This window comes from Enterococcus sp. LJL128 (assembly GCF_056924295.1).
Window position 1 is genome coordinate 41649 of record NZ_JBXPBP010000002.1, and the last position, 22008, is coordinate 63656.

Here is a 22008-nt window from a genome sequence, read left to right on the forward strand (position 1 = left end):
TATAATCTCTTTCATTGTTTTTCATTCAATTTTCAGTGTACAGGTTTTTCTGTGGCTTTGAAGGAAAAATATTTTTTCGCTCACTAAAGGCACCTGTGCTGAACTCATCATATAGTGAATTCAGCATAGGTGCTTCTTGCTTGAGTTTGAAAAACTCTAAAAAGTTAGTTGAGAGAAGAAAACTATATGTCCGCTTTTTGCTCCTGTTTTTTTGAGTGAACTTGCTGTTCTCTGGTCTTTTTTAAAAATAAAGCAAACGCTATTGACACTATCAGCAGTACAAAAGCTGAGAACATCTGTCCATTTAACACGTACACATCCCAAAAGGCATTGATTAGAGCATGAAAGACAATGCATAGATAGATACTGTTGGTATAGTTATAAAGACCACCCAGTAAATAAGAAAGAGAAAGACAAGCGACAGAGAAATAAAGAAAATTCATTGTTGATTGATTGGAGCCAGCAATAAACCATAAGGGTACATGCCATAAGGTCCAGATAACAGCAACAATCGTATCGCTAGCAAAAACTGAATATTTTTTCTGGAGTGCAGGCTGCAGGAAACCCCGCCACCCTATTTCTTCGATTCCTCCCCCAATAATCATAATAGGAAACTCAAGAAACGCAAGATAAATCGGCAGCTTTTGGACAGCTCCGCCAAGTAAAACAGGTAAAAAGGCAAAGCTAAAAGCTAAAAGGATTATAACTAAATAAATAGATACTGAATGACGAAAATTGAGGATATTCCCTAAAAATTGCTGCCACTCATCTTTGCTGCTGCTTTTTTTATGCATGATTAATTCACTAATAGCTGGTGAAATCCCACCAAAAATGAATAAAATCATGACAATTGGATGTTGAAAGGGCATATGCAGACATTGGGTCAAGAAGATTGCCCCTCCCCATAGGCTCCATGATAAAGTAAATGTGAAAGCTAAAAAATGTGAAATACTTCGCTTATGATTCATTTGATTTTCCTCCCGTTAATAATGATAATACAGATATATTCAATGCTTCAAACAGCTTTGGAATATTGAGTGTTTCCTTCTTTATTTTTTGGTAATAGCATTGATTGATGATAGAACCGGTGATACCGTCAATTGCACCACTCATAAACGATAGGATTACTTCAATTGAAAATAGAGGGGTAAATTCTCCGGATTCTATTCCTTTAGAAATTTGGATCATGACTTGCTTCATCCAATATTGTCCTTGCGCCTGTTCATTTAATCGGCCTAAAATCTTTTTTTGCCGATCAGGCTGACTAGCAAGCATTGCTGTCAGTTCATATTGGATTTTTCCAATTACTGAAACGTTGCTTTCAACATATTCACCTAGAAATACAAATAGCTTTTGAAGATTGTCAGACGAAGAAGTTTCTGGTTTGATTATTTTATCTAAAATTGTATAAAAATTTTCGTTGCTGCTTTGCTGATTCAAGGAGCTTACTAAAAGATCGTCTAAATCTTCAAAATACCGGTAAATTCCTCCTTTACTGATGTTTATTTCCTTGATTACATCCGTCATGGTTATTTCATACAATACTTTTTTTTTACAAACGGCTAGAAAGGCATTAATGATAGCCTGTTTCTTTGTTTGAATATACTCTTCAGTTACTTTGGGCATAATAAATTCCTCCTGTTTTTAAAAATGAGACATATCTCATTTATTATAATAACAGACTGTTCCGGAGATGGCAATATAAAAATGAGAGTATGTTCATTTTTTTGGAATAAAAAAAGTTTAGGATAAAATAAAATCCTAAACTTCTTGAATTATCTACATAAAATTAAAGCATGGAGAAGAAGCAGTTGCTTTAAGAATATACCGAAATTCATTCGAAATATTGTAATGCACTTTGTATGAATTTTAGTATACTCATTAAAGCTGAATCCCTTAATAGGATTTTGATGAAATACCTAACTGCTATTTTAAGTTGTCAGTTAATCGTTTTGCGGTTGGTGTCGCAGCTAGACCGCCTTCTGCGGTTTCTTTGAAAATACTTGGCATTTGACGGCCAACCTGATACATAGCCGCTATTACCTCATCAGGAGGAATCACACTGTTGATACCAGCTAAAGCCATATCAGCAGAGATGAATGCCTGAGAGGAGCCAAGTGCATTGCGTTTTACACAAGGAACCTCCACCAGTCCAGCTACCGGATCACAGATAAGCCCCATCATATTTTTAAGTGTAATGGCAACCGCTTGAGCAGCTTGTTCTGGGGAGCCGCCAGCCGCACAAACTAATGCTGCACTTGCCATAGCACTGGCAGAACCTACCTCCGCCTGACAGCCTCCCTCAGCACCGCTGATAGAAGCATTATTTGCGATGACCAGTCCGAACGCACCCGCAGTAAACAAAAAATCAAGCTGTTGTTCGTGAGTCAGCTGTAGACGGTGGATGGCAGCCATTAGAACACCCGGGACAACACCGGCACTACCGGCAGTAGGCGTTGCGCATATCAAGCCCATATTTGCATTAACCTCATTAACGGCGACTGCATTGCGGACGGCAGTAAGAATCGTCTCACCACTTAGAAACTTTCCTTCCGCTATGTAATTGTTTAGACGAGCAGCATCTCCGCCAGTGATGCCGGTGACAGAGGTTACACCATTCACCCCTTCAACGATGGACTGCTTCATTACAGTTAGATTCTTATTCATTGTTTCGATAATCCGCTCACGAGGACATTCATGTGTTTCCATTTCAACTGTAATCATTAATTCAGCTACAGAAGAGAAGCTTTGCGCTTGCTCCACAAGCTCTTTTATAGAAAAAAACATCCTATCACCTTCCTCTATTTAACTAGTCAAAATGACTGTTCTATATTTTATTCCTGCAGCATTGCGCTGCTTTAACGTTTTAAGACATTAGTCAAAATAGTTTACGTTGTGAATATCAGGAATCTCGGTTAGTTTTTCGACAACAATCCCGGCAGAACGCTGGTCAACCTCAATAATCATGATGGCTTTTTCACCTTTAGATTCTCTGGTCACAGTCATCGTACCGATGTTGATTCCCAGCTCGGAAAGCTGATTTGTCACTTTGGCAATCATCCCAGGAACATCCTGATGAACAATAATAAAAGTAGGGATTCCCATATTCAAAGAAATTTTAAAACCATCCAGCTCAGAAATCTGAATATTTCCGCCGCCTATGGAAATGCCTGTCACAGATAGCTTGCGTTTTCCCTTGGAAACTAACAGCTGAACAGAATTAGGATGATCTGCTTTCTCGTTTTTAGGAACGAATAACACTTCCAATCCTTGCTCATGCGCGATTTTCAGCGAATCGGCCAGCCTGGGATCATCCGGTTCCATCCCAAGAAGTCCGCCAACCAAGGCAATATCCGTCCCGTGACCTCGGTAGGTTTTAGCAAATGATTCATATAAATAGATATCTACAGTGTCAGGCTGCTCTCCGAAAATGGTTCGTACGATTTTCCCAATTCGGGCTGCGCCGGCAGTATGTGAACTGCTGGGACCAATCATTACGGGTCCAATGATATCGAAAACACTTTTATAGCGTTGCTGTTCCATGGTTTTCTCTCCTTTATCCTTAACTTAGTCCGTACTTCTACTATTATATAGAATAGCACCGCATGTAGTTTATCACATGAGATAAAAAGAAAAAAGTGTTGAGAAAATACATAGAAAATATTTTTAAAGAGTTGAAAAACTATATAAGTGAAGGAAAGTGTTCAACAAAATGGTCAAAAGGGATCAGCATCGAAAGAAGTAGCCGCAGTCATCTATCAAGCGCCAATTGATCGAAGTTCTAAGCTTCGCTATAGTGTAGGGAAAAGCCGGCAGCTGATTCAGCTTAGAAAATTTTTACCGTTGCCGCTTTATCAGCTGCTGATAGGAAACGTAATGGCAGGCTGATTGAGAAAAAATACTTGGAAATAGCATTGAAAAAAAAAGGCAAACCGTGTATACTATCTAAGTGTGCATTTTTGTACACGTCTATTCCTGGTGTTTTCAGGAGAGACCAGTGGGAGGAGAAATCTTCATCTCCAATTAACCACATCACGGACTCAAGGAGGTATGTCTCGTGGCAAAAAAAGTAGAAAAATTAGTTAAATTGCAAATTCCTGCAGGTAAAGCAACACCAGCTCCGCCAGTAGGTCCAGCATTAGGTCAAGCGGGTATCAACATTATGGGATTCACTAAAGAATTCAACGCTCGTACAGCTGATCAAGCAGGTTTGATTATTCCAGTAGTAATCTCTGTATATGAAGACCGTTCATTCACTTTCATTACAAAGACACCACCGGCTGCAGTATTGTTGAAAAAAGCTGCAAAAATCGATAAAGGTTCAGGCGAACCAAACAAAAATAAAGTAGCTAAAGTAACTAGCGATCAAGTAAAAGAAATCGCTGAACTTAAAATGGCAGACCTAAACGCAGCTAACGTTGAGTCAGCAATGCGCATGGTTGAAGGAACTGCACGAAGCATGGGGATCACTGTAGAATAATTTTTACACAGGACATCCTAAAGAAGTAGCTTCTCAGTCGGTTTCATATTGAAAGATATGAATTACGTGGGAGGTTCTACCGTTATAACCACAATCTAGGAGGAAACAAAATGGCTAAAAAGAGCAAAAAATTGCAAGATGCATTGAAAAAAGTTGATAGTACTAAAGCTTACTCAGTAGCAGAAGCGGTAGCTTTGGCTAAAGATACAAGTATTGCTAAATTTGACGCAACTGTTGAAGTTGCTTACCGTCTAAATGTAGACCCTAAAAAAGCAGATCAACAAATCCGTGGAGCAGTTGTACTGCCAAACGGAACTGGTAAAACACAGACTGTTTTAGTATTTGCTAAAGGTGAAAAAGCGAAAGAAGCAGAAGCTGCTGGCGCTGACTATGTTGGCGATGCTGACATGGTTAACAAAATCCAACAAGGCTGGTTTGACTTCGACGTAGTTGTTGCAACTCCAGACATGATGGCTGAAGTTGGTAAACTAGGTCGCGTATTGGGTCCTAAAGGTCTGATGCCTAACCCTAAAACTGGGACTGTAACGATGGACGTAACAAAAGCAATCAACGAAGTAAAAGCTGGTAAAGTAACTTACCGTGTTGATAAAGCTGGTAACATTCATGTTCCAATCGGAAAAGTATCATTTGATACAGACAAACTGATTGAAAACTTCAATACAATTAACGATGTATTGTTGAAAGCTAAACCTTCAGCAGCAAAAGGTCAATATATCAAAAATATTTCAGTGACAACTACATTTGGACCTGGAATCCACGTTGACCAATTTTCTTTCTAATTAGAAAAGTGCAATAGCCCGTTTAGATTGTGAGGAAATTTGTCTATTTACCGAATAATCTGGACTATGAAGCTAGATTGATAGAAAAGCTGAATAATTAAAAAAATTATTGACTCAACTGCCTTATCTATGGTAAGGTAGTTGAGGTTAATGAATAACTGTACCGAAGACAGCAGGTGACATACGTCTTAATTTCCTGCCGAGGACGCTGGCATTGATAATTATCAATATCAAAAGGTCCCTCTATGTCTACGGTGGCATGGAGTTTTTTGTTGTTTATACAGCTTTTTGAAGAAAATGCTGTATAACAGTGCTTCCATATGTTTGAAGCCTCAAAACTTCACCATCAAAATCAGGAGGTGAAATAAATGAGTGAAGCAGCAATCGCTAAAAAAGCAGGTCTAGTTGATGACGTAACTGAAAAATTCAAAGCAGCAGCTTCTGTAGTCATCGTTGACTACCGTGGTTTAACTGTTGAAGAAGTAACGAACTTACGTAAACAACTACGTGACGCTGACATTGAAATGAAAGTTATTAAAAATTCTATCCTTTCACGTGCAGCTAAAAAAGCTGGTTTAGAAGGTCTTGATGAAGTATTCACAGGTCCTACTGCTATCGCATTCAGTAACGAAGATGTAGTTGCTCCAGCTAAGATTATGGATGAATTTGCTAAAGACGCAAAAGCATTAGAAATCAAAGGGGGAGTTATCGAAGGCAAAGTTTCTTCTTTGGAAGAAATTACTGCTCTTGCGAAACTACCAAGCCGCGACGGTTTACTATCTATGTTGTTGTCTGTTCTACAAGCACCAGTCCGCAACGTTGCCTACGTTGTCAAAGCAGTGGCAGAAAAAGAAGAAGTTGCTTAATTGCAGCCTAGCATCATAAAAAAATTAATAAGTGAAAACTTAAATGGAGGAAATTAAAAATGGCATTGAACATTGAAAACATTATTGCTGAACTAGAAACAGCAACTATCTTAGAACTAAGTGAATTAGTTAAAGCTATTGAAGAAAAATTTGACGTATCTGCAGCAGCTCCTGTAGCAGCAGCAGGTCCAGCAGCAGGTGGAGCAGCTGAAGAACAAACAGAATTCACTGTAGAATTGACTGCAGCTGGCGACCAAAAAGTTAAAGTTATCAAAGCAGTTCGTGAAGCGACTGGTCTTGGCTTGAAAGAAGCTAAAGCTGTAGTTGACGGAGCTCCTGCACCAGTTAAAGAAGGCATTTCTAAAGACGATGCTGAAGCATTAAAAGCTGCTTTAGAAGAAGTTGGCGCTTCTGTAACATTAAAATAATTCTATTAATTAGAGTTAGAGGCTATAACCCTTATAGGACAAGGGTTATAGCCTTTTTTTATTTCCGAAAAAATTCGATTGACCATACTATTGACCATACAATTAAAAATCTGCGTAGGCAGCAAAGCGTTGAGCATTTGCGTCCTTCTTCTTTTTAGACACATGAGCATAAATATTTAATGTAGTCTGAACATTGGAATGCCCTAATCTATCCTGCACTTCTTTTGTGGTGGCTCCAGCTTCAAATTGTAAGCTGCAGTGAGTGTGACGAAAACCGTGAACACTTATATCGTGTAAACCAGAACTCGCACATACACTCTTATTCCAACGGTTTAATGTGGTCTGAGCAAGAATACCATTCTTTTGAGTTGAGAAAATTAGTTGGCTGTCATCAAATGCATTAATATTAATACCAGCAACAAGCAATCTTTTTTTCTGATCCATCCGCCATTTTTTTAAGACTTGTATTGTGCGTTCATCTATAGAAATTATTCGGCTAGATGTCATTGTTTTTGGGTCAGAGAGATGAAGCTCATTGTTCTCATTTCGAGTAACTGTTTTAGATATATTAATTGTTTGATTAGCAAAATCAATATCTTTCCACTGTAAAGCTGTTAGCTCACCTTTACGCATGCCGGAAAATGCTAACAACCGAAACGCGGGGAATACCATTGGATTTATTTCCTTTTCGCAATAAGTCAGAAACCTCTTTAACTCTTCGAGTTCATAAAACTTAATCTTCTTTTCTTTTACAACTTCAACAGTTTTAGAAAATTTTACATTCTCAAAAGGATTTGTAGCAATAACTTTCAGTTGAACAGCATAATCGAATACAAGCGAAGTGTAGGATTTTAATGCCCGGTAGGTGGCATAATTTGCCTTCCATTCGTTCACTACCTTCTGACAATACAAGGATGTATATCTTGAAATTCTCATATCGCCAAAAGATTTTGAAATATTCTTTTGAAATAAGAATTCTACACGTTGGTAAGTACTTGGCCGAACAGTACCTTTGTATTGTTGCAACCAGATATCCTTAACGTTGTTAAAACTATAATTTTGTTCGGGAATATATTTACCTTCAGATGCTTCTAGTTCCAATCTTTTCTGAGCTAGAGCAGCAGCCCGTTCGCTAGGGAAATTTCGTCTGGTTGTATACTTCTTTTTTCCAGAAATTGGATCTGTTCCTAAATAAGATTTGAACATCCAATACGTTTTCCCGTCTGCTTTTGTATATGATGTTGGCTTTGCCATAAAAATTCCTCCTAAATTGCCCGCCAGCGTATAGGAGATTAGCTCACTTCTTTGATATAAAGCTAAGTTGTTCAGTCGGGATAATACTCTGCTTTGCAGCTGATTCCATCATAGTATAAAAAATATTCTCTACAGACTTTATCCTATCAGCGTCATACTTCTCATTCAATAACTTAACAAACTTTTCTTTATAAATATCGTTGTTTAATTCCCGGCATTTGATACTTCCCAAAGTAGGAATGATGTCTTCAATGAGAGCTATTTTAACTTGTCTTATTTGGTCTTGTAGACACAACGTATTATAATACATCAGCCAAATATTTCCCCATTGCCGTATCGTTAAATCAGTACTTTCAAAATCAAAATCATCGTATTCTATCATGTTGTTTTCGTCTCCTTACATATGATAGAATAGGTATAACGAATAAACCTATTCTATTTAGTGTTTGTTTGTCTGGTCACATCCTCAGCTTTGGTCGGTCGGGGATGTGTATTTTTTTAGATTAATCATAAATAACCGAATCAAGAGTATTATAATCCTCTTGATTTTTTAATACATAATATTGATATTCAAAGACTTTTTTCATAGATTCATCTTCTACAAATTCCATCGATTCTATCAAAAACTTAATTCCTTCTAACCTCTCTTTATCCTTAGTTTCAATATAAGAAATAGTAATTTCGTTTAGTTTAATAAAAAAAGAGTATCTTAATTCAGGATGAATCTTTGCAAAATGTTTGTGTTTTGCCAAAATTTCTTTTGCCGTTTTCAAATCGTTTCTAAATGCGGCGATATCACAGAAGTTATTATAGATTTTATGTATTTGCGTTCTGTAAACTTGAGTATCTTCGCTAAAATCAAAGGGTGAAAAACTAGGAATTCTTTGGTATAAGTTGAGCAATTCTTGGTAACTAAGCAGCTGGGGAGAAAAATCAGCAACGAGCTTTAAATCATAAAGGTTGAAAAAATCAATATTTCCATTAACTATTTTCTTGAACTTAGCTATATCTGATTTACTAAATTTTGGCACAACTGAAGGGAATTTACGATGCAAATGTCCTTTAGTAATCATATAGAAATGGAAATCCTTATTACTCTGATTTTTTCGTTGATCAGCATAAGAAAAAAGTGAAGTAACTTCTTTTAGATTAGACTCACCGTTAACGGCATTTAAAAATAATGCATAAAATTCATGAGATTCATCTATTAAGCGTACTTCTCTTTCAAAATCTGATATTTCATAGTCTAGTCTTTTTAGCAGAAGCTTTAAAGTCTCAAAATTTGGTTCTTGCTGGTTAGTTTCTATTTTAGAGTATGTTTGCCGAGATGAAATGCCTACCGACAAATCATTTTGCATAATTCCTCTTCGCTTTCTAAATTTTCTAAGAACCTCTCCGGTTTTAATCATTCAGTGTTTCCTTTCGGAGTAGTTATTTTATTCTTTTCTCTAATCAAAATAAGGTACTTTTAACCAAAAAAATGTTAATAATATTGTCATTTTAATACAAATGAGGGGGAAATGCTCGTTTTTTGGACATTTCTAATTAATATAGTGTGTTATCTAATTTCAGTGTTATAATTTTAATATAATGAAAAAAGGAGGTGCCATTTTGGAGTTATTTATCGCAAGTATGATTACCGTACTAGTACAGGTAATTGGAGGGTAACAAAAAAACAGGAGCATACATTCTCAGATGACTAGTCCGAATGTATAAAAGCACCTAGCTAGTGCTGCTCCCGCTCTGTAGAAACTCTACAAATTTAAGTATATCAGAAATCTACAGGGCACAACACTAATTTTCTAAATAATTAAATAAACCTATTATTTAACTAAGCCCTTTATCATAAATAATAAGGGGTTGGCAGCATGGAAAGAGAAAAAGAAAAAATCATTTATTTATTAAACATGGTCAATAATAGAAAAGTGCTCAAGACCATATATAAACTTCTCTACTTCCACATAACAGAGACTGATTAATCAGTCTCTGTTTTTTTGTTTCCAGAAACCATCATATATTTATCGATAATGCTTTCTAATGCATCCCATTCTGATGTATCAAGTTTTGCAAAAGTTCGGAAAAGATTTTGGTGGAACTCATTTTCTCCAAAAGCTACCTTTGCAAGAAATTTTGTAAACTCATCATCTTCGTCTACCTCTATAAACATTTCGCCTTCACCAGTAGTTAACCACATATAGTCAACATCAAACTCCTTGCAGATAGCTTTGATAGTTCGTTCAGTCACTGTACGTCTACCTGTTTTCCAAGATGAAACAGCTGTTTCAGTAACGCCAAGCCTTTCAGCAAAATCGTATTGTTTAATACCCTTATTTTTTAATACAGTGATTAATTCAGCTATTCTATCATTCACGTATATCACCTCCGCAGTTTTAATATATGATGAAAAATGAGCATAGTCAAGAAAAATATTATAATTTTATTGACAAAATGAACTTAGAGCATTATTATATGAGCATAGACAAGAAAATTTAGGGAGGTGAGTAAAATGACTAAAGTTACGAATGAACAAAAAGAAAGAGTTGCAAACAAAATTTCTCTATTGGATACAAGAGGAAAAGAGTTTGCTGCTGGAGTAATTGTCGGGATGTTAAGTCAGTCTGCTGTCACTAAGGAAATAGATGAAGTGATTCATGAAGTTGCAGATAAACAATCAGCGTAGGAGGTGGAAAAGATGAGAAGGAAATATCCATATCAAAGAGGTTGTAAAACTTTACGCAGAAATAGCAAAGCGCTTGAGAGATTGTTAATTGATGCACAAAAACAAATTGTTGGTACGGGAAAGGATAAATACGGAAATCTTCATGATTCGGTAATTATTGATGAAATAAAAAGATTAGCGGCAGAGCATGTAGGGCACAGATCAGAAAGAGGAAACGCCGCAATGGTTGAGTTCATTGCAGCGATATTAAAAATTAGCTAATTACTTCTAATTATGATGGATTCGACATCAGAACTTGAAAATGAGAATGACAAAAATTTGTCGTCACTTTTAGAAATGAAAGTGAATGGGTAATCAAGAAAATAAGCAAATTCTTCAGGAGAAAACTCGTTCCCATGGTGATCTTGAATTGTTTTCAAATTTTCAATTTCAGTTATCGTTCCGTCTTTAAATTTAATTTCTGCAGTATACATTATTATCACCTCCTTAACGTCAATTATACACGAGGTGATGAATAAATTGATAAACAATATTAACAATAAATGGAGGTGAAACGATGTCAGTCACAATAATGGTTCCTGTAGAATTACCGGATGAATTCTTTAAAAAGGTACAAGAAGCAATGGTGGATTCAATGAAAGAAATTGCAGAACTATATGTTAGAGCTCATGATTTACCAGAGTATCCAACAGCAGCTGAGCTTAAAAGAACTTTGAAAATCGGTGATGTAAAAGTTAATCAATGGATTGAAGGTGGATTACCTATTATTCCATGGAGTAAAAAGGAAAACAGGTTTGACCGAGAGGATATAAAAGCACACATCCAAAAAATGAAAATATAAAATATGCCCGCCAGCGTATAAGGAGATAAACCAATGAACTGCAATCAATTACTAACTAAAATTCTTGAAGAACAAAAGCAAACAAACGAGTATTTGAAATTTCTAGCTGAAGTAGAGGTTCAAAAGAAGGCTCCAGAATTTGAGCGCATTGCTTTAGACGGTGCAACAGACGGGAAAACCATGTTCTCAGTTCGTAGAAAACAATCTAGGAATAGCCAATGAAACCATTCTTCATAGCAGTAAGCATAATATTCTTCGTTGTTTCGCTCGCTTACATCAAAAACAATCAATTAACAGCTGCTACAATCTATCTTCTAATGTGGATTACAATGTCAATTATTTATAGAAGGGAGCTGGAGAAGAAGTGAACATGGTTGAAAAGTATTTCGAAATGCAAATGAGCAGACTAGAAAATCCTATAGTCAAAAAAATGGGGTTATTTCTAAACGGAATTACAGTTACCCAAAACGATAGCGGGATGGAGCTGCTACTGTACCAGGAGCCATTCTCTGATGTAGTTGTTATGGTAGTTTACGATGAAAATCACGAAGAAATTCGAACAGATAGATTTTGCTATCGAAAAGAAAAAGATGACTGGATAGTATTACCTCCAAAAGAGAGGCAGGAGATGGCAGATGATCAGAATGAAGAAAAAAATTATTAAGGCCTTGCCGGATGTAGCCCTGATGGTTGTCTCTGGTTTATCCTTTAGGGCTTCGTTGTTGTTAGGATTACTAACTGTCGTTGTCTGGGCAACGATAGGAATCACCAATGATTTAAACAAGACCACCGAAGGGAACAGCAGAAAACGAAAAATCATAAATTGAAAGGAAGATTCAAAAATGAAAAAACAAGCAACCTCAAAAACAGGAACTATTATGGATAGTCAAATTCATGTATACCGGGCAATGCATCGGATGACCCAGCAGCAGCTAGCCGACAAAGTAGGAGTATCCCGGCAGACAATTATTCAGCTGGAAAAAAATCAGTACAATCCGTCCTTGCTGATAGCTCATGATATTGCGGAAGTATTTGAAGTACCTATTGAGAAAATCATTATCTTCAAGAAGCCTCCGAAGGAGGAATAAGAATCTTGAGATATTCGGAAGAACAAAAAGAAGCTGCAACAGCTTATTTCCAGTCCGAAAGTGGAACCATTCTATCTGAAGAAGAAAAGCCTTCGGGAAATTATGTATACCAGGTGAAGCTATTCGGAAGAAATGAACGGATAAAAATTGACTATGATCGCCTTTGGGTATGGAAAAATTGGGATTGGCGTCCAATTCCTCAAGCAAATCTCCCTCGCAGGAAAAGAGAAAAAAGTTTAGCAGCTGAATTCGCAGCGGCGAACTTAGTAAAAGAAAAAGACACCATGAGCAGCCACTCATGATGCCAAAATTAAAACCTTGTCAGCAAACAAGGTTTCCGATTGCCTTCCAAGAATGAAAAACAACTACTCAATACAATTATTATATCATTCTTGGAAAGTTTTTTCAATTTAAAACGCTGCTATGTCGGCGTTTATCGTCCTTGTATAGTGTATTAACATTGTGACGGAACGAAAATGAAAGCAGGGAAAAGAATGATTAGCGAGCTGTTTATCAGAGAGAAAATAATGCAGTGTGGAAATTATTTTGAAGCGGATCTAATTCCCCGGACAAATAAAGCAGACCGAGCAGTCAGAGGAAAAAGAGGAAAGAAAGTAAAGTTGTCCAAGCCGGCACAGGATGATTTGAACGATAAAAACTCTGCGAGATATTTCACTTTACTAGCAAACGGCAATTTTGAAAACAACAAGGATTTCTGGTTTACAGGCACATATACTACAGAAAACATGCCGACTACCTTCGAACAAGCAAATAGACAAGCTAAGAATTTCATTCGCAGGTTAAAGCCAAAATATAAAAAAGTCTCAAAAGAGCTGAGGTACATTCTAGTCACTGAATATCGTTTTAATGAGGAGACGGGAGAACAAAGCCACTTCCACCATCATATTTTATTGAGCAAAGGAATCGGTAGAGACGAGATAGAAGATACCTGGTCTATAGGTAGAGGTAAGAACAAGCAAAAATTGGGGCGTACGCATTGCCGGGTTCTTCAGTTCGATGAAAATGGTATCGCAGGAATCGCCCACTATGTAAATAAAGGCCGTTATGGTCAACGCGGCAGAAAGAAGTGGTCCAGCTCAAGAAACCTAAAGCGGCCTTTTTCAAAAACTAATGACTACAAATATACACCAACACAACTTACACAACTAGCCCTATCTCAAAACTACGGTATCGAACGATTAGAGAAAATCTATAACAACTATTTTATTAGTGAAATTGAACCGAAGAAATTTGAAGAGACAGGCTGGCATATTTATATTCGAATGTGGAAAAAAACTGCTGTTCCTTGGAAAACAACGATACAGAAAGAAATGATTCAGAAAAATAGAATTAAGATTTTTGAGGAAAACGAAAGGAGAAGGAGATGACCACAAAACAAAAGAATCCAATTAAGAGTCAACAAAGCGCTCTCAATAATAAACAAGGAGCCATGTTTGAAGACCTTATTCTGAAAGGTTGTGAAGTTTATAGGCAAAAAGGCAGAGCATCGATTGAAAAAACGCCAGAACCATTTAAGGTCCTTAGTTTATCTAAAACGAAACAAGGACAATTCACTGGACAATTTCAGAAACATAAAAAAGCGCAGCCGGATTTCAAAGGAGTTCTAAACGATGGCAGGGCAATCATTTTTGAAGCAAAAGTATCAATGGATGGAAGAAATCGAATTAATCAAAATAGAATTACCGATACTCAAATGAAGCAGCTGGATGAGTATGAACAAATGGGAGCTGTTGCGGGTGTCTGTGTTCTTATCAATAAAACGGCAGCATTTATTCCATTAGCAGTATGGAAGCACATGAAACAACTATTCGGAAGAAAGTACATGACTGAAGAGGAAGCCGCGCTTTTTCAAGTTGAGACATTTTCAGCAATTCTTTTTCTTAACTACATTGACCAGACAACCAGTACTGATTTTATAAATGAATGGAGCAATCGAATATGATGAATCAATCAGAAGTAAAGATGTTTCTTGCAAATTTTTTCGAAGCAAAAGGATTATTATTCGAAGGTTCATACATCGCTAACGAGAACGGCCAACAAGTAACTAAAATTGTTTGTTTTGGTTCGAAAGGTAGATTTGAGATGAAACTAACAAAAAATCGCGAATTATACACTATGTCGACAGACCGTAAGCGATGGATTCAAATTGATAATTACTTAGAGATAGGAGTAACGAGATGAACCGAGTAGAGCAGCGGAGGTATCGTCAAAAAGTATTAGTGAAGTTGTTTGCAGCTGCTGACTTTGGAAATAAAGATGCAATGAAAGTTGCTGAAGCTGTAGGGCATTCAATATATGACGAGCCCTTGGATCGCACAGGAGAAATACTTGTAATTTTTAAAGACGGTACTTCAAGAACTTTTGTATCCAAACAACAAGCAGCTCAGATACTTAAAATATCTACCAATACAATAAGCCTACATATTCGAAGAGGGACAGCGGATTGTGCTGGACGTTGTTATGATTTGAAAATTTAAGGAGGCAGAATATGAGTAAGTTAGATGAAAAGATATCAGATTGGACAAATTGCCTTCGACGGTTTTATAGAGGTGAAGAGCAGAGTCAAGATGTATTAATCAGGGCAATGCTAACTGATTTAGGAGAAATAAAAGCGGAGCATGAAAAACAGAAAAAGCGTGTTGAGGTTCCGCCCGTCGTCGCTAATTACTTAAGCATAGGCGATAAATCACTAAATATAGCATTCTTAGTAGCAAACAAGTACAATCTGTCTCTATCTGATATAAGAGAGGGTGAGCTCAAGCAATGGCTCAGAGAAGTATCGATGGAAGACTTGTTGAGTTTGGCTAATGGCTACGCAGTGAAGCAGGAACCGCTGTATTATGTCGTTTTGGCAGAAAACAAAGGCGGCTTTAAATATGTATTTTTAAATAAAGATGGAACTGTGTCACATACAAATAACAAAGAATGTGTTTCAAAATTCACTGAATCAGAAATCAAAGCTATAGACGAGCGATACTGGGCGTTTGCGGTGCCAGTTGAGGAGGAAACGAAATGAAAATGAACTGGACTGAACTAGAAGCTTTGTCATCTATAGTTGAAAGCGAAAAACAGCTAAAAATATTGCTGGCAGAAAAAATAGACGAAAAACTATTCGATTTAGAAACAGAAATGTCAATTTCGTATGAATGTGGCGATGCTGATAAAGGGGAAAATATTCGGATTGCTGCTGATAGCGAGAGAGAGGCATTAGTAAGTTTGAGGAATCATCTGAAAATCACAAATGATGATTTAAAAGATTCTGGACTGAGAACGGAGAGCGAAGCGATGAAATTCAAAGATTTATGTAAAGTACTAGACGAGTATGTAGTTGTTAGAGTTATGAATTCTAATGGTTATCCCATGGCAGAAGTTCCAGTAAATGAAATAAGTGAATTTCCATTCGATGAACTAGAAATAGAGAGTATAGTAACGGATTTAGAAGGAATTCTGTGTGTACGTGTGAAGTATGGCGAGGAGGAGCAGGGATGAGTTTCTCAAAGAAAAGGATAAAACAAATCAAACATCAAATCAAAAATGGAAAAATACAACTAAAAAACTTTACAGTCTCTGATTTGAATTTTGAAGAAATAAAAGAGGAAATGTTCCAAGCAGCTTTGATTGATTTTTTAGATTTTCTAAATATAAAACAAGATATTCATAGTTTTATGGCAGAAGCGATGAATGGCAACGAAGATAGATTGAAAATCGCACAGTTTGTTGCTGATGAGCTAATGAAAAAAATTAACGATTTGGGTATCAAGGATGGCGATGTCAAAAGTATCAAATACGTAAATAAAGAGGCATATGATTCCCCGCTAGAATTTCTGAAAGAAGAGGGATTAATGCTGAAAAAGCAGGGATAGCTAAAAGCTATCTCTCAATCTTAATCACTGTTAGAAGAGCATCGAAAGTATCAGGATTACGTGATGATTGTAAATCAACTCGTCTGACTAAATACTCACTGTACTCATTGAACAGTTCAGCATCTGAATTATCTGTTTCCAGTCTAGTGAGTTGGATATAATCTCCACGGCGAGGAATTATAGAAAAACAATCATTATGATAAGTTGTGATATCTCTATTTTCAATATGTATTTGAACATTGTATGACATAAAGCACCAGCTTTCATTTTTAGATAAGTATAATATGTAAAAAATAAATTGGCAATAGGAGGAACAGGAATGAAGAAATTTAAAGCTATACCAATTGAAAATAAAAAAATTGTAGAAGATATGACTGGTCAAAAACTTGATGCGGAAGGATATATTCACGGTTACTACGTAGATGGATATATCGTTGGTGATTTTGTGGATGTTACAGATGAGTACGCAGCGCTAGAATTCTGGTGTGAGGTCGATAAAGATACGCTATTTGAAGAAAAAATGACAAAAAAAGAATGGCTACAATTATCACCTCGTCAAAAACTAATTCGTGCTGGTTATTCTGAAAAGCAACTAGATGACATGTTGAAAGATTATCCTGATGATGATCCAGAGGAAATTTATGAAAATGAACTTTCTGAAATGGCGTCATCTGCCGAATGGGAGGAATAACAATGAAAAAACACTATGCAATAAAACGTGATGGCAAGTTTAAACATTTCCCTCAAGAGAATTATAATACAGAACTTAATAAGAGCTGCTTATTTGTCAATAAGGGTGCTGCAGAGAAAAACGCTTCAAGTCTTGACAAAGTAGTCTTGATTGAACTAAGAGAAGTACCCAAAGAACTTTGGGGAAGGTACTAAGGAGGACTGGCAATGACAGAACAGAAAGAACAAGTAGAAAAGACCCCGATTTATCAAGAAGATAAGCTAATCGGCTATTGTACAAGAGTTTCGCTTTCTGAAATAAACGAGGGTTTGGATGTTGAGTACAGATATACCATAAAGGATTTTGAAGCTGTAAAAGATGAACCAGTTCAGTCGGCTTTCAAGGTCGGGGAGTATTACTCGTTTAATAATGAAAATAAAAAGGAAATATTCAAAGTGTTGGAAATCAATAATGGCAGGATGATTGTTAACTCATATAGAGTAAATCTAGATATGTTTAACGAATATTCATCATATACAGATGGGAACGCTATTGCTGTTACTGATTCGAAAATAGCAACTACTGACGAAATAGCACTCTTCAAACGTGCCGAGCATTTTCGCAGCAAAGGTAGAAAGTTGGATGAAATCAAAGCAGGTGATTTAATCGAATATGATAATCAATTCATTATCGCTGGTCATAATACATCGTCTGGTTATGTGCGTGTAAAAATTTCTAATTTTAAGCGTACAATAGCAGAAATGGCAGAAGTTAACTTAATCATGACAGCCGAAGAACTAGCTTTAAAGGCGCAGGAGGTAGAAGGATGAAGCTAACGACTGAAATCATCAATCAGCTACTACAGATTGACGATTCTTACAAAGCTCCAGCTGCACTCATGAAATTCCTTTTTGATAAAGAGCAACGAGAAGAACTATTTCGCCAATTCTTAGCAATAGAAAATCGGTTAGATTATGAGTGGTTTCAATCTTACTTTGAAAATGAGCATGCTGATAGAAAAAACAAGAAGCAAGATTTTACTCCCGATTCCATTAGTCAGCTGCTATCTAAGTTGACAGGCAATAAATCATCAAGCTTGGACATCGCTGCGGGGACTGGCGGCTTAACGATACAAAAATGGGAACAGGATCGCATGAATGAAACAATCGCAACCTATAAGCCATCGATGTTTTTATATCAATGTGAAGAGTTATCAGATAGGGCCATTCCCTTTCTGTTGTTCAATTTAATGATTAGAGGGATGAACGCTCTAGTCGTTCATGGAGATTCTATCAGCAGAGAAGTAAAGCAAGTTTACTTTGTTCAGAATGATAATGACGATTTTATGTACTTTAGTAGTTTGAACGTTATGCCACAGAGCGACACAGTTACTAAAGAATTCGAAGTGGAAAAATGGATAGAAGATCCGATTCAACATGTCGAGAGCCCTATTATGCCACAATTGGAGGTATCTTAATGGCTAAAAAGAAAGAAATTCTCTTTTGTGATTATTTTGAAGAATGGATTGAAATTTATAAAGTCGGTGCGATTGCTGATGTCACATTGAACAAATATTACACAGCAGCTAAAGTTCTTAGAGAAGTTTGTCCTCGTTTATTTTTATCTGATTTTGATAGAAAAGAGTATCAGCGAATCATCAATGAGTATGCCAAGACACATGAGAAACAGACGACTATTGATTTTCATCACATTATAAAAGGCTGCATAAAGGATTTATTTCATGAAGGGCTATTAGATAAAGACCCTACTTATCGAATTGTACTGAAGGGTAAGGAACCTAGCAAGAAAAAGAAACAGAAGTTTTTGCAGGTTGATGAATTGAAACGATTGTTACAGTCGCTCAATCTTTCTAAAGGAATCAATATTGACTGGTTTATTTTCCTAACGGCCAAGACTGGTATGAGGTTTGCAGAAACATTGGCTGTAACTCCCGCTGACTTCGATTGGCAAGAAAATACCCTTTCAATCAGCAAAACATGGAACTATAAATCAGCAGCTGGAGGATTTAAAGCCACTAAAACTGCCGGCTCTGTTAGGAAAATAAAAATAGACTGGCAGATTGTCGGACAGTTCAAGACGCTTATTCAGGATTTGCCAGGAGATGAACCGATTTTCATCAAGCGATTAGAGAATGGAGCGTACAAGCGGCAGTTCAATTCAACTTACAACAATTTTCTTGCTTCAAAGTGTCGTTCTATTAATATTACAGAAATTAACATACACGCCTTACGACATACCCATGCTAGTGTTTTGCTTGCTGAAGGCGTGTCTATCCACACAATTTCAGCTAGACTTGGACACGCCGATGTTGGAGTCACGCAAGAAACATATGCTCATGTTCTTGATGAGCTGCAGAAAAAAGACGATCAAAAGATGATGGCTGTTTTAATGCAGATAGCTTAAAGAGGTGGTAATGATGGCTGGAGGTAGACTTTGGACTGAGGAAGACGATATTTATTTAGAATATTTTGTGTTTGGGAATGATACACCATTAAAAGAAGCCGCACTTTTTTTAAATAGATCAGAAAAATCGATTAGTTATCGATTGTGGGCACTACGTAAAGAAAACCCTGAAATGAAATTAATGTCTAAACCTTGGACGGACAAAGAAGATGCTTATTTAAAAAATAATTATCCCATGTTAACCCCTGAAGCTATTAGTATCAGATTAGGTAGAACAGAAGGAGCAGTTCAAAGGCGAGCAAGTCGTTTAGGAATAAGGAAAAGAAAAGACATTAAAATCTATGATAAAGAGATTAGGGAAATGCTAGCAAGTGGCTGCTACCTAATAGATGTGAGTGAAAAGTTAAATTTGACTATGGGATCACTTATTACTTATCTAAGAGCACAAAATATACCATACAAAACAATGCCATTAGAAGAACGCAAAAGACGAAATAAAGGATTTAGAAAAATAATAACCGATTACCAAAAATTGCAAAGTGCGAAGTACGGTAATTAACTAAACAGAAAGGGGCGGGAGGTTTACTGCAGGAACAAAGAGCTCTTTACTCCTTTCAAATATGACAATAGAACTAAACAAAATTTATAACGAAGACTGTTTGATAGGTATGCAGAGTATAGCTGATAAGTCAGTAGATATGATATTAACGGATTTACCTTATGGGACTACGCAGAATAAGTGGGATTCAATTATTCCATTAGAGCCACTATGGGAGCAGTATGAAAGAATCATCAAGGATAATGGTGCAATAGTTTTGACAGGATGTCAGCCCTTCACAAGCCAGCTTATCATGAGTAACCCAAAATTATTTCGTTATGAATGGATTTGGGAAAAAACAACTGCTACTGGACATCTGAATGCAAAAAGAATGCCTTTAAGAGTACATGAAAATATCCTTGTATTTTACAAGAAACTGCCACAGTATATCCCACAAATGACACAAGGTCATACCAGAAAGGTGTCTTCTGCTGAGCATAAGAGGAATAGTAAAAAATCAACAAACTATAACGACTACCAATTGACGTCTTACGATAGTACGGAACGTTATCCACGCAGTGTTTTGAAATTTGGTACAGATAAACAGAAATCAAAACTACATCCAACACAGAAGCCAGTCAGCCTTTTTGAGTACCTGATTAAAACGTACACAATTCAAGGTGACACTGTTCTTGATAATTGTAGCGGCTCAGGAACTACTGCAGTCGCTTGCTTGAATACTAATAGAAAATATATCTGCTTTGAAAAAGAGAAGGAATATTATCAGAAATCGATTGAACGTGTTGAGGATATCACTAAACAGATAAAATTATTGTAAATAAAAAAGTTCCCATAAGGGAACTAGACAAACTTAATTGTTAAATCAAAATTCGAATGGTGGATAATTCTCGAAGTACCATTCTTTAGTTTTAATTCTATGAGATTGCCATCAAATACACTACCAATAGAAGAAATTTGATTTCCAATTTCATCAAAAACAGACATCTTTAAACCACCATCCCGCTTGGCTCCTAAGTATCTGTTGAAATCATTTACAATAAACATACCACGATCATAATCGGACATAAAAATAAAAACCTCCTTTTCTTTTAATGATACCAAAGTGAGGATGCAAATACTATATTGAAAATAGGAGGTATAAAGGATGAAGGATAAATTAATGATTGTCCGAGATGAAAAAGCAAAAGGTTATGATTTGCCTGATTTCGGAATTGTCACAATCAGAGTTAGTGATGGAAAAGTGACGATGATAGAAACGACGAAAAAAGAAATCATGGATATAAAAAATTAGTCTGACTGGAAAAACCAGAGGACGTAAGCAGGAAAATTCTCCTAGCTTATGTCCTCTTTTTATTTTTATCAAATAAGGAGGATTTATCATGTTGGATTGGGAGAATAGGAAGAAGCTGATAGCTGAATACAAAAACGATTTAAAGGACTTAAAAAGACAACATAGGCAAATAGCCTGTAAAAGATATACATACAAAGTAAAAATTAATGGAAAACAATGTTCTAAGATTCACGATGATCGGACTGCTGAAGAAGTAACCAAACAGAGAATACTTGCTGAATCTATCTCATCAACTGAGTATTCATTGTTCTGGTTAATTAAGGGATATGAACAGCCATACACAACAACCACTATATCAAGATTGCCCATCTATAAAAGAGATCAGTTGTGGGCACAAATAGAAATGATTGAATCTAGAGGAATTTCAACTCCGGTACAGCTGCAATATAAAGATATAGATGGAAAGGAGCAGAATGATAGTAAAAAGCAAGGTCAGATAGAACAGGTAAAAGAAATTATAAGTACATTGTCCGAAAGAGAGCGTGAACTTTTCTATTTAAGGCATACAGCATTTTTAACAGAAGAAGAATGTGCCGAAAAAATGAGTATAGCTTTAGGAACAGTAAAATCAATGTCTCAGCGAATTAGAGATAAGATTAATTATTATTTTGAATATGGACATCAAATCGATCTGTTCGGAACAATGTAAGGCAGATTCCGGAAATCTTGTAACCCAAAAGCAA

39 protein-coding genes and 1 other annotated feature are annotated in these 22008 nt (G+C 36.4%); of the genes, 29 read left to right on the plus strand and 10 right to left on the minus strand.

Annotated elements, in window-relative coordinates:
- Positions 1-182: 182 nt before the first annotated feature.
- The 4 genes from AC1Z3K_RS03020 to sdaAB form a co-directional block, all read right to left on the minus strand.
- Positions 183-968 (minus strand): CPBP family glutamic-type intramembrane protease, encoded by a 786-nt coding sequence (locus AC1Z3K_RS03020; RefSeq protein WP_461731814.1) that lies wholly within the window; start codon positions 966-968, stop codon positions 183-185.
- Positions 958-1626 carry a TetR/AcrR family transcriptional regulator gene (locus tag AC1Z3K_RS03025; RefSeq protein WP_461731815.1) on the minus strand — a complete coding sequence of 223 codons (669 nt, stop codon included), beginning with the start codon at positions 1624-1626 and terminating at the stop codon, positions 958-960. Before AC1Z3K_RS03025 ends, AC1Z3K_RS03020 begins: the two co-directional genes overlap by 11 nt.
- Positions 1627-1926: 300 nt before the next feature.
- A complete protein-coding gene (gene sdaAA / locus AC1Z3K_RS03030) occupies positions 1927-2787 on the minus strand; it encodes an L-serine ammonia-lyase, iron-sulfur-dependent, subunit alpha (protein WP_461731816.1) in 861 nt (286 codons plus the stop codon).
- 87 nt (positions 2788-2874) lie between these two features.
- The gene (gene sdaAB / locus AC1Z3K_RS03035) at positions 2875-3543 is read right to left on the minus strand and encodes an L-serine ammonia-lyase, iron-sulfur-dependent subunit beta (protein WP_426081139.1); all 669 of its coding nucleotides are present in this window, start codon (positions 3541-3543) and stop codon (positions 2875-2877) included.
- A gap of 147 nt (positions 3544-3690) precedes the next feature.
- Here sdaAB and AC1Z3K_RS03040 point away from each other — a divergent pair, with 147 nt between their 5' ends.
- From AC1Z3K_RS03040 to rplL, 5 genes are all read left to right on the plus strand, one after another.
- Positions 3691-3888, plus strand: a complete 198-nt coding sequence (locus tag AC1Z3K_RS03040) for a hypothetical protein (protein WP_461731817.1) — start codon at positions 3691-3693, stop codon at positions 3886-3888.
- A gap of 169 nt (positions 3889-4057) precedes the next feature.
- Positions 4058-4480, plus strand: a complete 423-nt coding sequence (gene rplK, locus AC1Z3K_RS03045; RefSeq protein WP_426081137.1) for a 50S ribosomal protein L11 — start codon at positions 4058-4060, stop codon at positions 4478-4480.
- Positions 4481-4590: 110 nt separating this feature from the next.
- Positions 4591-5280 carry a 50S ribosomal protein L1 gene (gene rplA, locus AC1Z3K_RS03050; RefSeq protein ID WP_426081136.1) on the plus strand — a complete coding sequence of 230 codons (690 nt, stop codon included), beginning with the start codon at positions 4591-4593 and terminating at the stop codon, positions 5278-5280.
- Between the two features lie 145 nt (positions 5281-5425).
- Positions 5426-5561 (plus strand) — a sequence feature (ribosomal protein L10 leader region).
- 87 nt (positions 5562-5648) lie between these two features.
- The gene (rplJ, locus tag AC1Z3K_RS03055; protein WP_461731818.1) at positions 5649-6146 is read left to right on the plus strand and encodes a 50S ribosomal protein L10; all 498 of its coding nucleotides are present in this window, start codon (positions 5649-5651) and stop codon (positions 6144-6146) included.
- A gap of 59 nt (positions 6147-6205) precedes the next feature.
- A complete protein-coding gene (rplL, locus tag AC1Z3K_RS03060; RefSeq protein ID WP_426081134.1) occupies positions 6206-6574 on the plus strand; it encodes a 50S ribosomal protein L7/L12 in 369 nt (122 codons plus the stop codon).
- 102 nt (positions 6575-6676) lie between these two features.
- Here the strand turns inward: rplL and AC1Z3K_RS03065 are convergent, their stop codons facing one another.
- The 4 genes from AC1Z3K_RS03065 to AC1Z3K_RS03080 all read right to left on the minus strand — a co-directional run bounded on the left by AC1Z3K_RS03065 (position 6677) and on the right by AC1Z3K_RS03080 (position 10199).
- The gene (locus AC1Z3K_RS03065) at positions 6677-7828 is read right to left on the minus strand and encodes a site-specific integrase (protein ID WP_461731819.1); all 1152 of its coding nucleotides are present in this window, start codon (positions 7826-7828) and stop codon (positions 6677-6679) included.
- Positions 7829-7871: 43 nt separating this feature from the next.
- Positions 7872-8210: a hypothetical protein gene (locus tag AC1Z3K_RS03070; protein ID WP_461731820.1), complete on the minus strand. Its 339-nt coding sequence runs from the start codon at positions 8208-8210 to the stop codon at positions 7872-7874.
- Between the two features lie 121 nt (positions 8211-8331).
- Positions 8332-9237, minus strand: coding sequence for a helix-turn-helix domain-containing protein (locus AC1Z3K_RS03075; protein WP_461731821.1), 906 nt, complete (start codon positions 9235-9237; stop codon positions 8332-8334).
- 566 nt (positions 9238-9803) lie between these two features.
- A complete protein-coding gene (locus AC1Z3K_RS03080; RefSeq protein WP_461731822.1) occupies positions 9804-10199 on the minus strand; it encodes a helix-turn-helix domain-containing protein in 396 nt (131 codons plus the stop codon).
- 135 nt (positions 10200-10334) lie between these two features.
- On the opposite strand from AC1Z3K_RS03080, the gene AC1Z3K_RS03085 reads away from it, so the two are divergent.
- On the plus strand, positions 10335-10508 hold the full coding sequence (locus AC1Z3K_RS03085; protein ID WP_461731823.1) for a hypothetical protein: 174 nt from the start codon (positions 10335-10337) through the stop codon (positions 10506-10508).
- A gap of 12 nt (positions 10509-10520) precedes the next feature.
- Positions 10521-10769, plus strand: a complete 249-nt coding sequence (locus AC1Z3K_RS03090; RefSeq protein WP_461731824.1) for a hypothetical protein — start codon at positions 10521-10523, stop codon at positions 10767-10769.
- Here AC1Z3K_RS03090 and AC1Z3K_RS03095 read toward each other — a convergent pair.
- On the minus strand, positions 10766-10981 hold the full coding sequence (locus tag AC1Z3K_RS03095) for a hypothetical protein (RefSeq protein WP_461731825.1): 216 nt from the start codon (positions 10979-10981) through the stop codon (positions 10766-10768). The two genes, AC1Z3K_RS03090 and AC1Z3K_RS03095, sit on opposite strands and share 4 nt — an antisense overlap.
- Positions 10982-11064: 83 nt before the next feature.
- On the opposite strand from AC1Z3K_RS03095, the gene AC1Z3K_RS03100 reads away from it, so the two are divergent.
- From AC1Z3K_RS03100 to AC1Z3K_RS03195, 20 genes are all read left to right on the plus strand, one after another.
- Positions 11065-11349 (plus strand): hypothetical protein, encoded by a 285-nt coding sequence (locus tag AC1Z3K_RS03100; RefSeq protein WP_461731826.1) that lies wholly within the window; start codon positions 11065-11067, stop codon positions 11347-11349.
- A gap of 33 nt (positions 11350-11382) precedes the next feature.
- Entirely contained in the window at positions 11383-11571 is a 189-nt protein-coding gene (locus AC1Z3K_RS03105; RefSeq protein ID WP_461731827.1) for a hypothetical protein, read from the plus strand.
- A gap of 148 nt (positions 11572-11719) precedes the next feature.
- Positions 11720-12013, plus strand: a complete 294-nt coding sequence (locus tag AC1Z3K_RS03110) for a hypothetical protein (RefSeq protein WP_461731828.1) — start codon at positions 11720-11722, stop codon at positions 12011-12013.
- The gene (locus AC1Z3K_RS03115; protein ID WP_461731829.1) at positions 11994-12176 is read left to right on the plus strand and encodes a hypothetical protein; all 183 of its coding nucleotides are present in this window, start codon (positions 11994-11996) and stop codon (positions 12174-12176) included. Before AC1Z3K_RS03110 ends, AC1Z3K_RS03115 begins: the two co-directional genes overlap by 20 nt.
- A gap of 15 nt (positions 12177-12191) precedes the next feature.
- Positions 12192-12437: a helix-turn-helix transcriptional regulator gene (locus tag AC1Z3K_RS03120; protein ID WP_461731830.1), complete on the plus strand. Its 246-nt coding sequence runs from the start codon at positions 12192-12194 to the stop codon at positions 12435-12437.
- 5 nt (positions 12438-12442) lie between these two features.
- Positions 12443-12739: a hypothetical protein gene (locus AC1Z3K_RS03125; RefSeq protein ID WP_461731831.1), complete on the plus strand. Its 297-nt coding sequence runs from the start codon at positions 12443-12445 to the stop codon at positions 12737-12739.
- Between the two features lie 174 nt (positions 12740-12913).
- Positions 12914-13825 carry a rolling circle replication-associated protein gene (locus AC1Z3K_RS03130; RefSeq protein ID WP_461731832.1) on the plus strand — a complete coding sequence of 304 codons (912 nt, stop codon included), beginning with the start codon at positions 12914-12916 and terminating at the stop codon, positions 13823-13825.
- Complete coding sequence (locus tag AC1Z3K_RS03135; protein ID WP_461731833.1) at positions 13822-14400, plus strand: Holliday junction resolvase RecU; 579 nt, start codon at positions 13822-13824, stop codon at positions 14398-14400. Before AC1Z3K_RS03130 ends, AC1Z3K_RS03135 begins: the two co-directional genes overlap by 4 nt.
- Positions 14397-14639, plus strand: a complete 243-nt coding sequence (locus AC1Z3K_RS03140) for a hypothetical protein (RefSeq protein ID WP_461731834.1) — start codon at positions 14397-14399, stop codon at positions 14637-14639. The genes AC1Z3K_RS03135 and AC1Z3K_RS03140 overlap by 4 nt, the downstream gene beginning before the upstream one ends.
- Entirely contained in the window at positions 14636-14935 is a 300-nt protein-coding gene (locus tag AC1Z3K_RS03145; RefSeq protein WP_461731835.1) for an NUMOD1 domain-containing DNA-binding protein, read from the plus strand. The genes AC1Z3K_RS03140 and AC1Z3K_RS03145 overlap by 4 nt, the downstream gene beginning before the upstream one ends.
- Positions 14936-14946: 11 nt before the next feature.
- Entirely contained in the window at positions 14947-15474 is a 528-nt protein-coding gene (locus tag AC1Z3K_RS03150; protein WP_461731836.1) for a DUF1642 domain-containing protein, read from the plus strand.
- The gene (locus AC1Z3K_RS03155) at positions 15471-15947 is read left to right on the plus strand and encodes a hypothetical protein (protein ID WP_461731837.1); all 477 of its coding nucleotides are present in this window, start codon (positions 15471-15473) and stop codon (positions 15945-15947) included. Before AC1Z3K_RS03150 ends, AC1Z3K_RS03155 begins: the two co-directional genes overlap by 4 nt.
- Positions 15944-16321, plus strand: coding sequence for a hypothetical protein (locus AC1Z3K_RS03160; RefSeq protein ID WP_461731838.1), 378 nt, complete (start codon positions 15944-15946; stop codon positions 16319-16321). Before AC1Z3K_RS03155 ends, AC1Z3K_RS03160 begins: the two co-directional genes overlap by 4 nt.
- A 319-nt stretch (positions 16322-16640) precedes the next feature.
- Positions 16641-17012, plus strand: coding sequence for a hypothetical protein (locus AC1Z3K_RS03165; RefSeq protein ID WP_461731839.1), 372 nt, complete (start codon positions 16641-16643; stop codon positions 17010-17012).
- Between the two features lie 2 nt (positions 17013-17014).
- Positions 17015-17206, plus strand: a complete 192-nt coding sequence (locus AC1Z3K_RS03170; protein WP_461731840.1) for a hypothetical protein — start codon at positions 17015-17017, stop codon at positions 17204-17206.
- Between the two features lie 12 nt (positions 17207-17218).
- Entirely contained in the window at positions 17219-17821 is a 603-nt protein-coding gene (locus AC1Z3K_RS03175) for a hypothetical protein (RefSeq protein WP_461731841.1), read from the plus strand.
- Positions 17818-18468 (plus strand): N-6 DNA methylase, encoded by a 651-nt coding sequence (locus AC1Z3K_RS03180; protein ID WP_461731842.1) that lies wholly within the window; start codon positions 17818-17820, stop codon positions 18466-18468. The genes AC1Z3K_RS03175 and AC1Z3K_RS03180 overlap by 4 nt, the downstream gene beginning before the upstream one ends.
- Positions 18468-19415 carry a site-specific integrase gene (locus tag AC1Z3K_RS03185; RefSeq protein WP_461731843.1) on the plus strand — a complete coding sequence of 316 codons (948 nt, stop codon included), beginning with the start codon at positions 18468-18470 and terminating at the stop codon, positions 19413-19415. Before AC1Z3K_RS03180 ends, AC1Z3K_RS03185 begins: the two co-directional genes overlap by 1 nt.
- A 13-nt stretch (positions 19416-19428) precedes the next feature.
- The gene (locus tag AC1Z3K_RS03190; protein ID WP_461731844.1) at positions 19429-19974 is read left to right on the plus strand and encodes a hypothetical protein; all 546 of its coding nucleotides are present in this window, start codon (positions 19429-19431) and stop codon (positions 19972-19974) included.
- A gap of 139 nt (positions 19975-20113) precedes the next feature.
- The gene (locus tag AC1Z3K_RS03195; RefSeq protein WP_461731845.1) at positions 20114-20791 is read left to right on the plus strand and encodes a DNA-methyltransferase; all 678 of its coding nucleotides are present in this window, start codon (positions 20114-20116) and stop codon (positions 20789-20791) included.
- A gap of 23 nt (positions 20792-20814) precedes the next feature.
- On the opposite strand, the gene AC1Z3K_RS03200 is transcribed toward AC1Z3K_RS03195, so the two are convergent.
- Positions 20815-21039 carry a hypothetical protein gene (locus tag AC1Z3K_RS03200; RefSeq protein WP_461731846.1) on the minus strand — a complete coding sequence of 75 codons (225 nt, stop codon included), beginning with the start codon at positions 21037-21039 and terminating at the stop codon, positions 20815-20817.
- Positions 21040-21118: 79 nt separating this feature from the next.
- Between AC1Z3K_RS03200 and AC1Z3K_RS03205 the strand changes: the two genes are divergently transcribed.
- Entirely contained in the window at positions 21119-21265 is a 147-nt protein-coding gene (locus AC1Z3K_RS03205) for a hypothetical protein (protein WP_461731847.1), read from the plus strand.
- Between the two features lie 88 nt (positions 21266-21353).
- Complete coding sequence (locus AC1Z3K_RS03210) at positions 21354-21974, plus strand: sigma factor-like helix-turn-helix DNA-binding protein (protein ID WP_461731848.1); 621 nt, start codon at positions 21354-21356, stop codon at positions 21972-21974.
- Positions 21975-22008 lie beyond the last annotated feature (34 nt).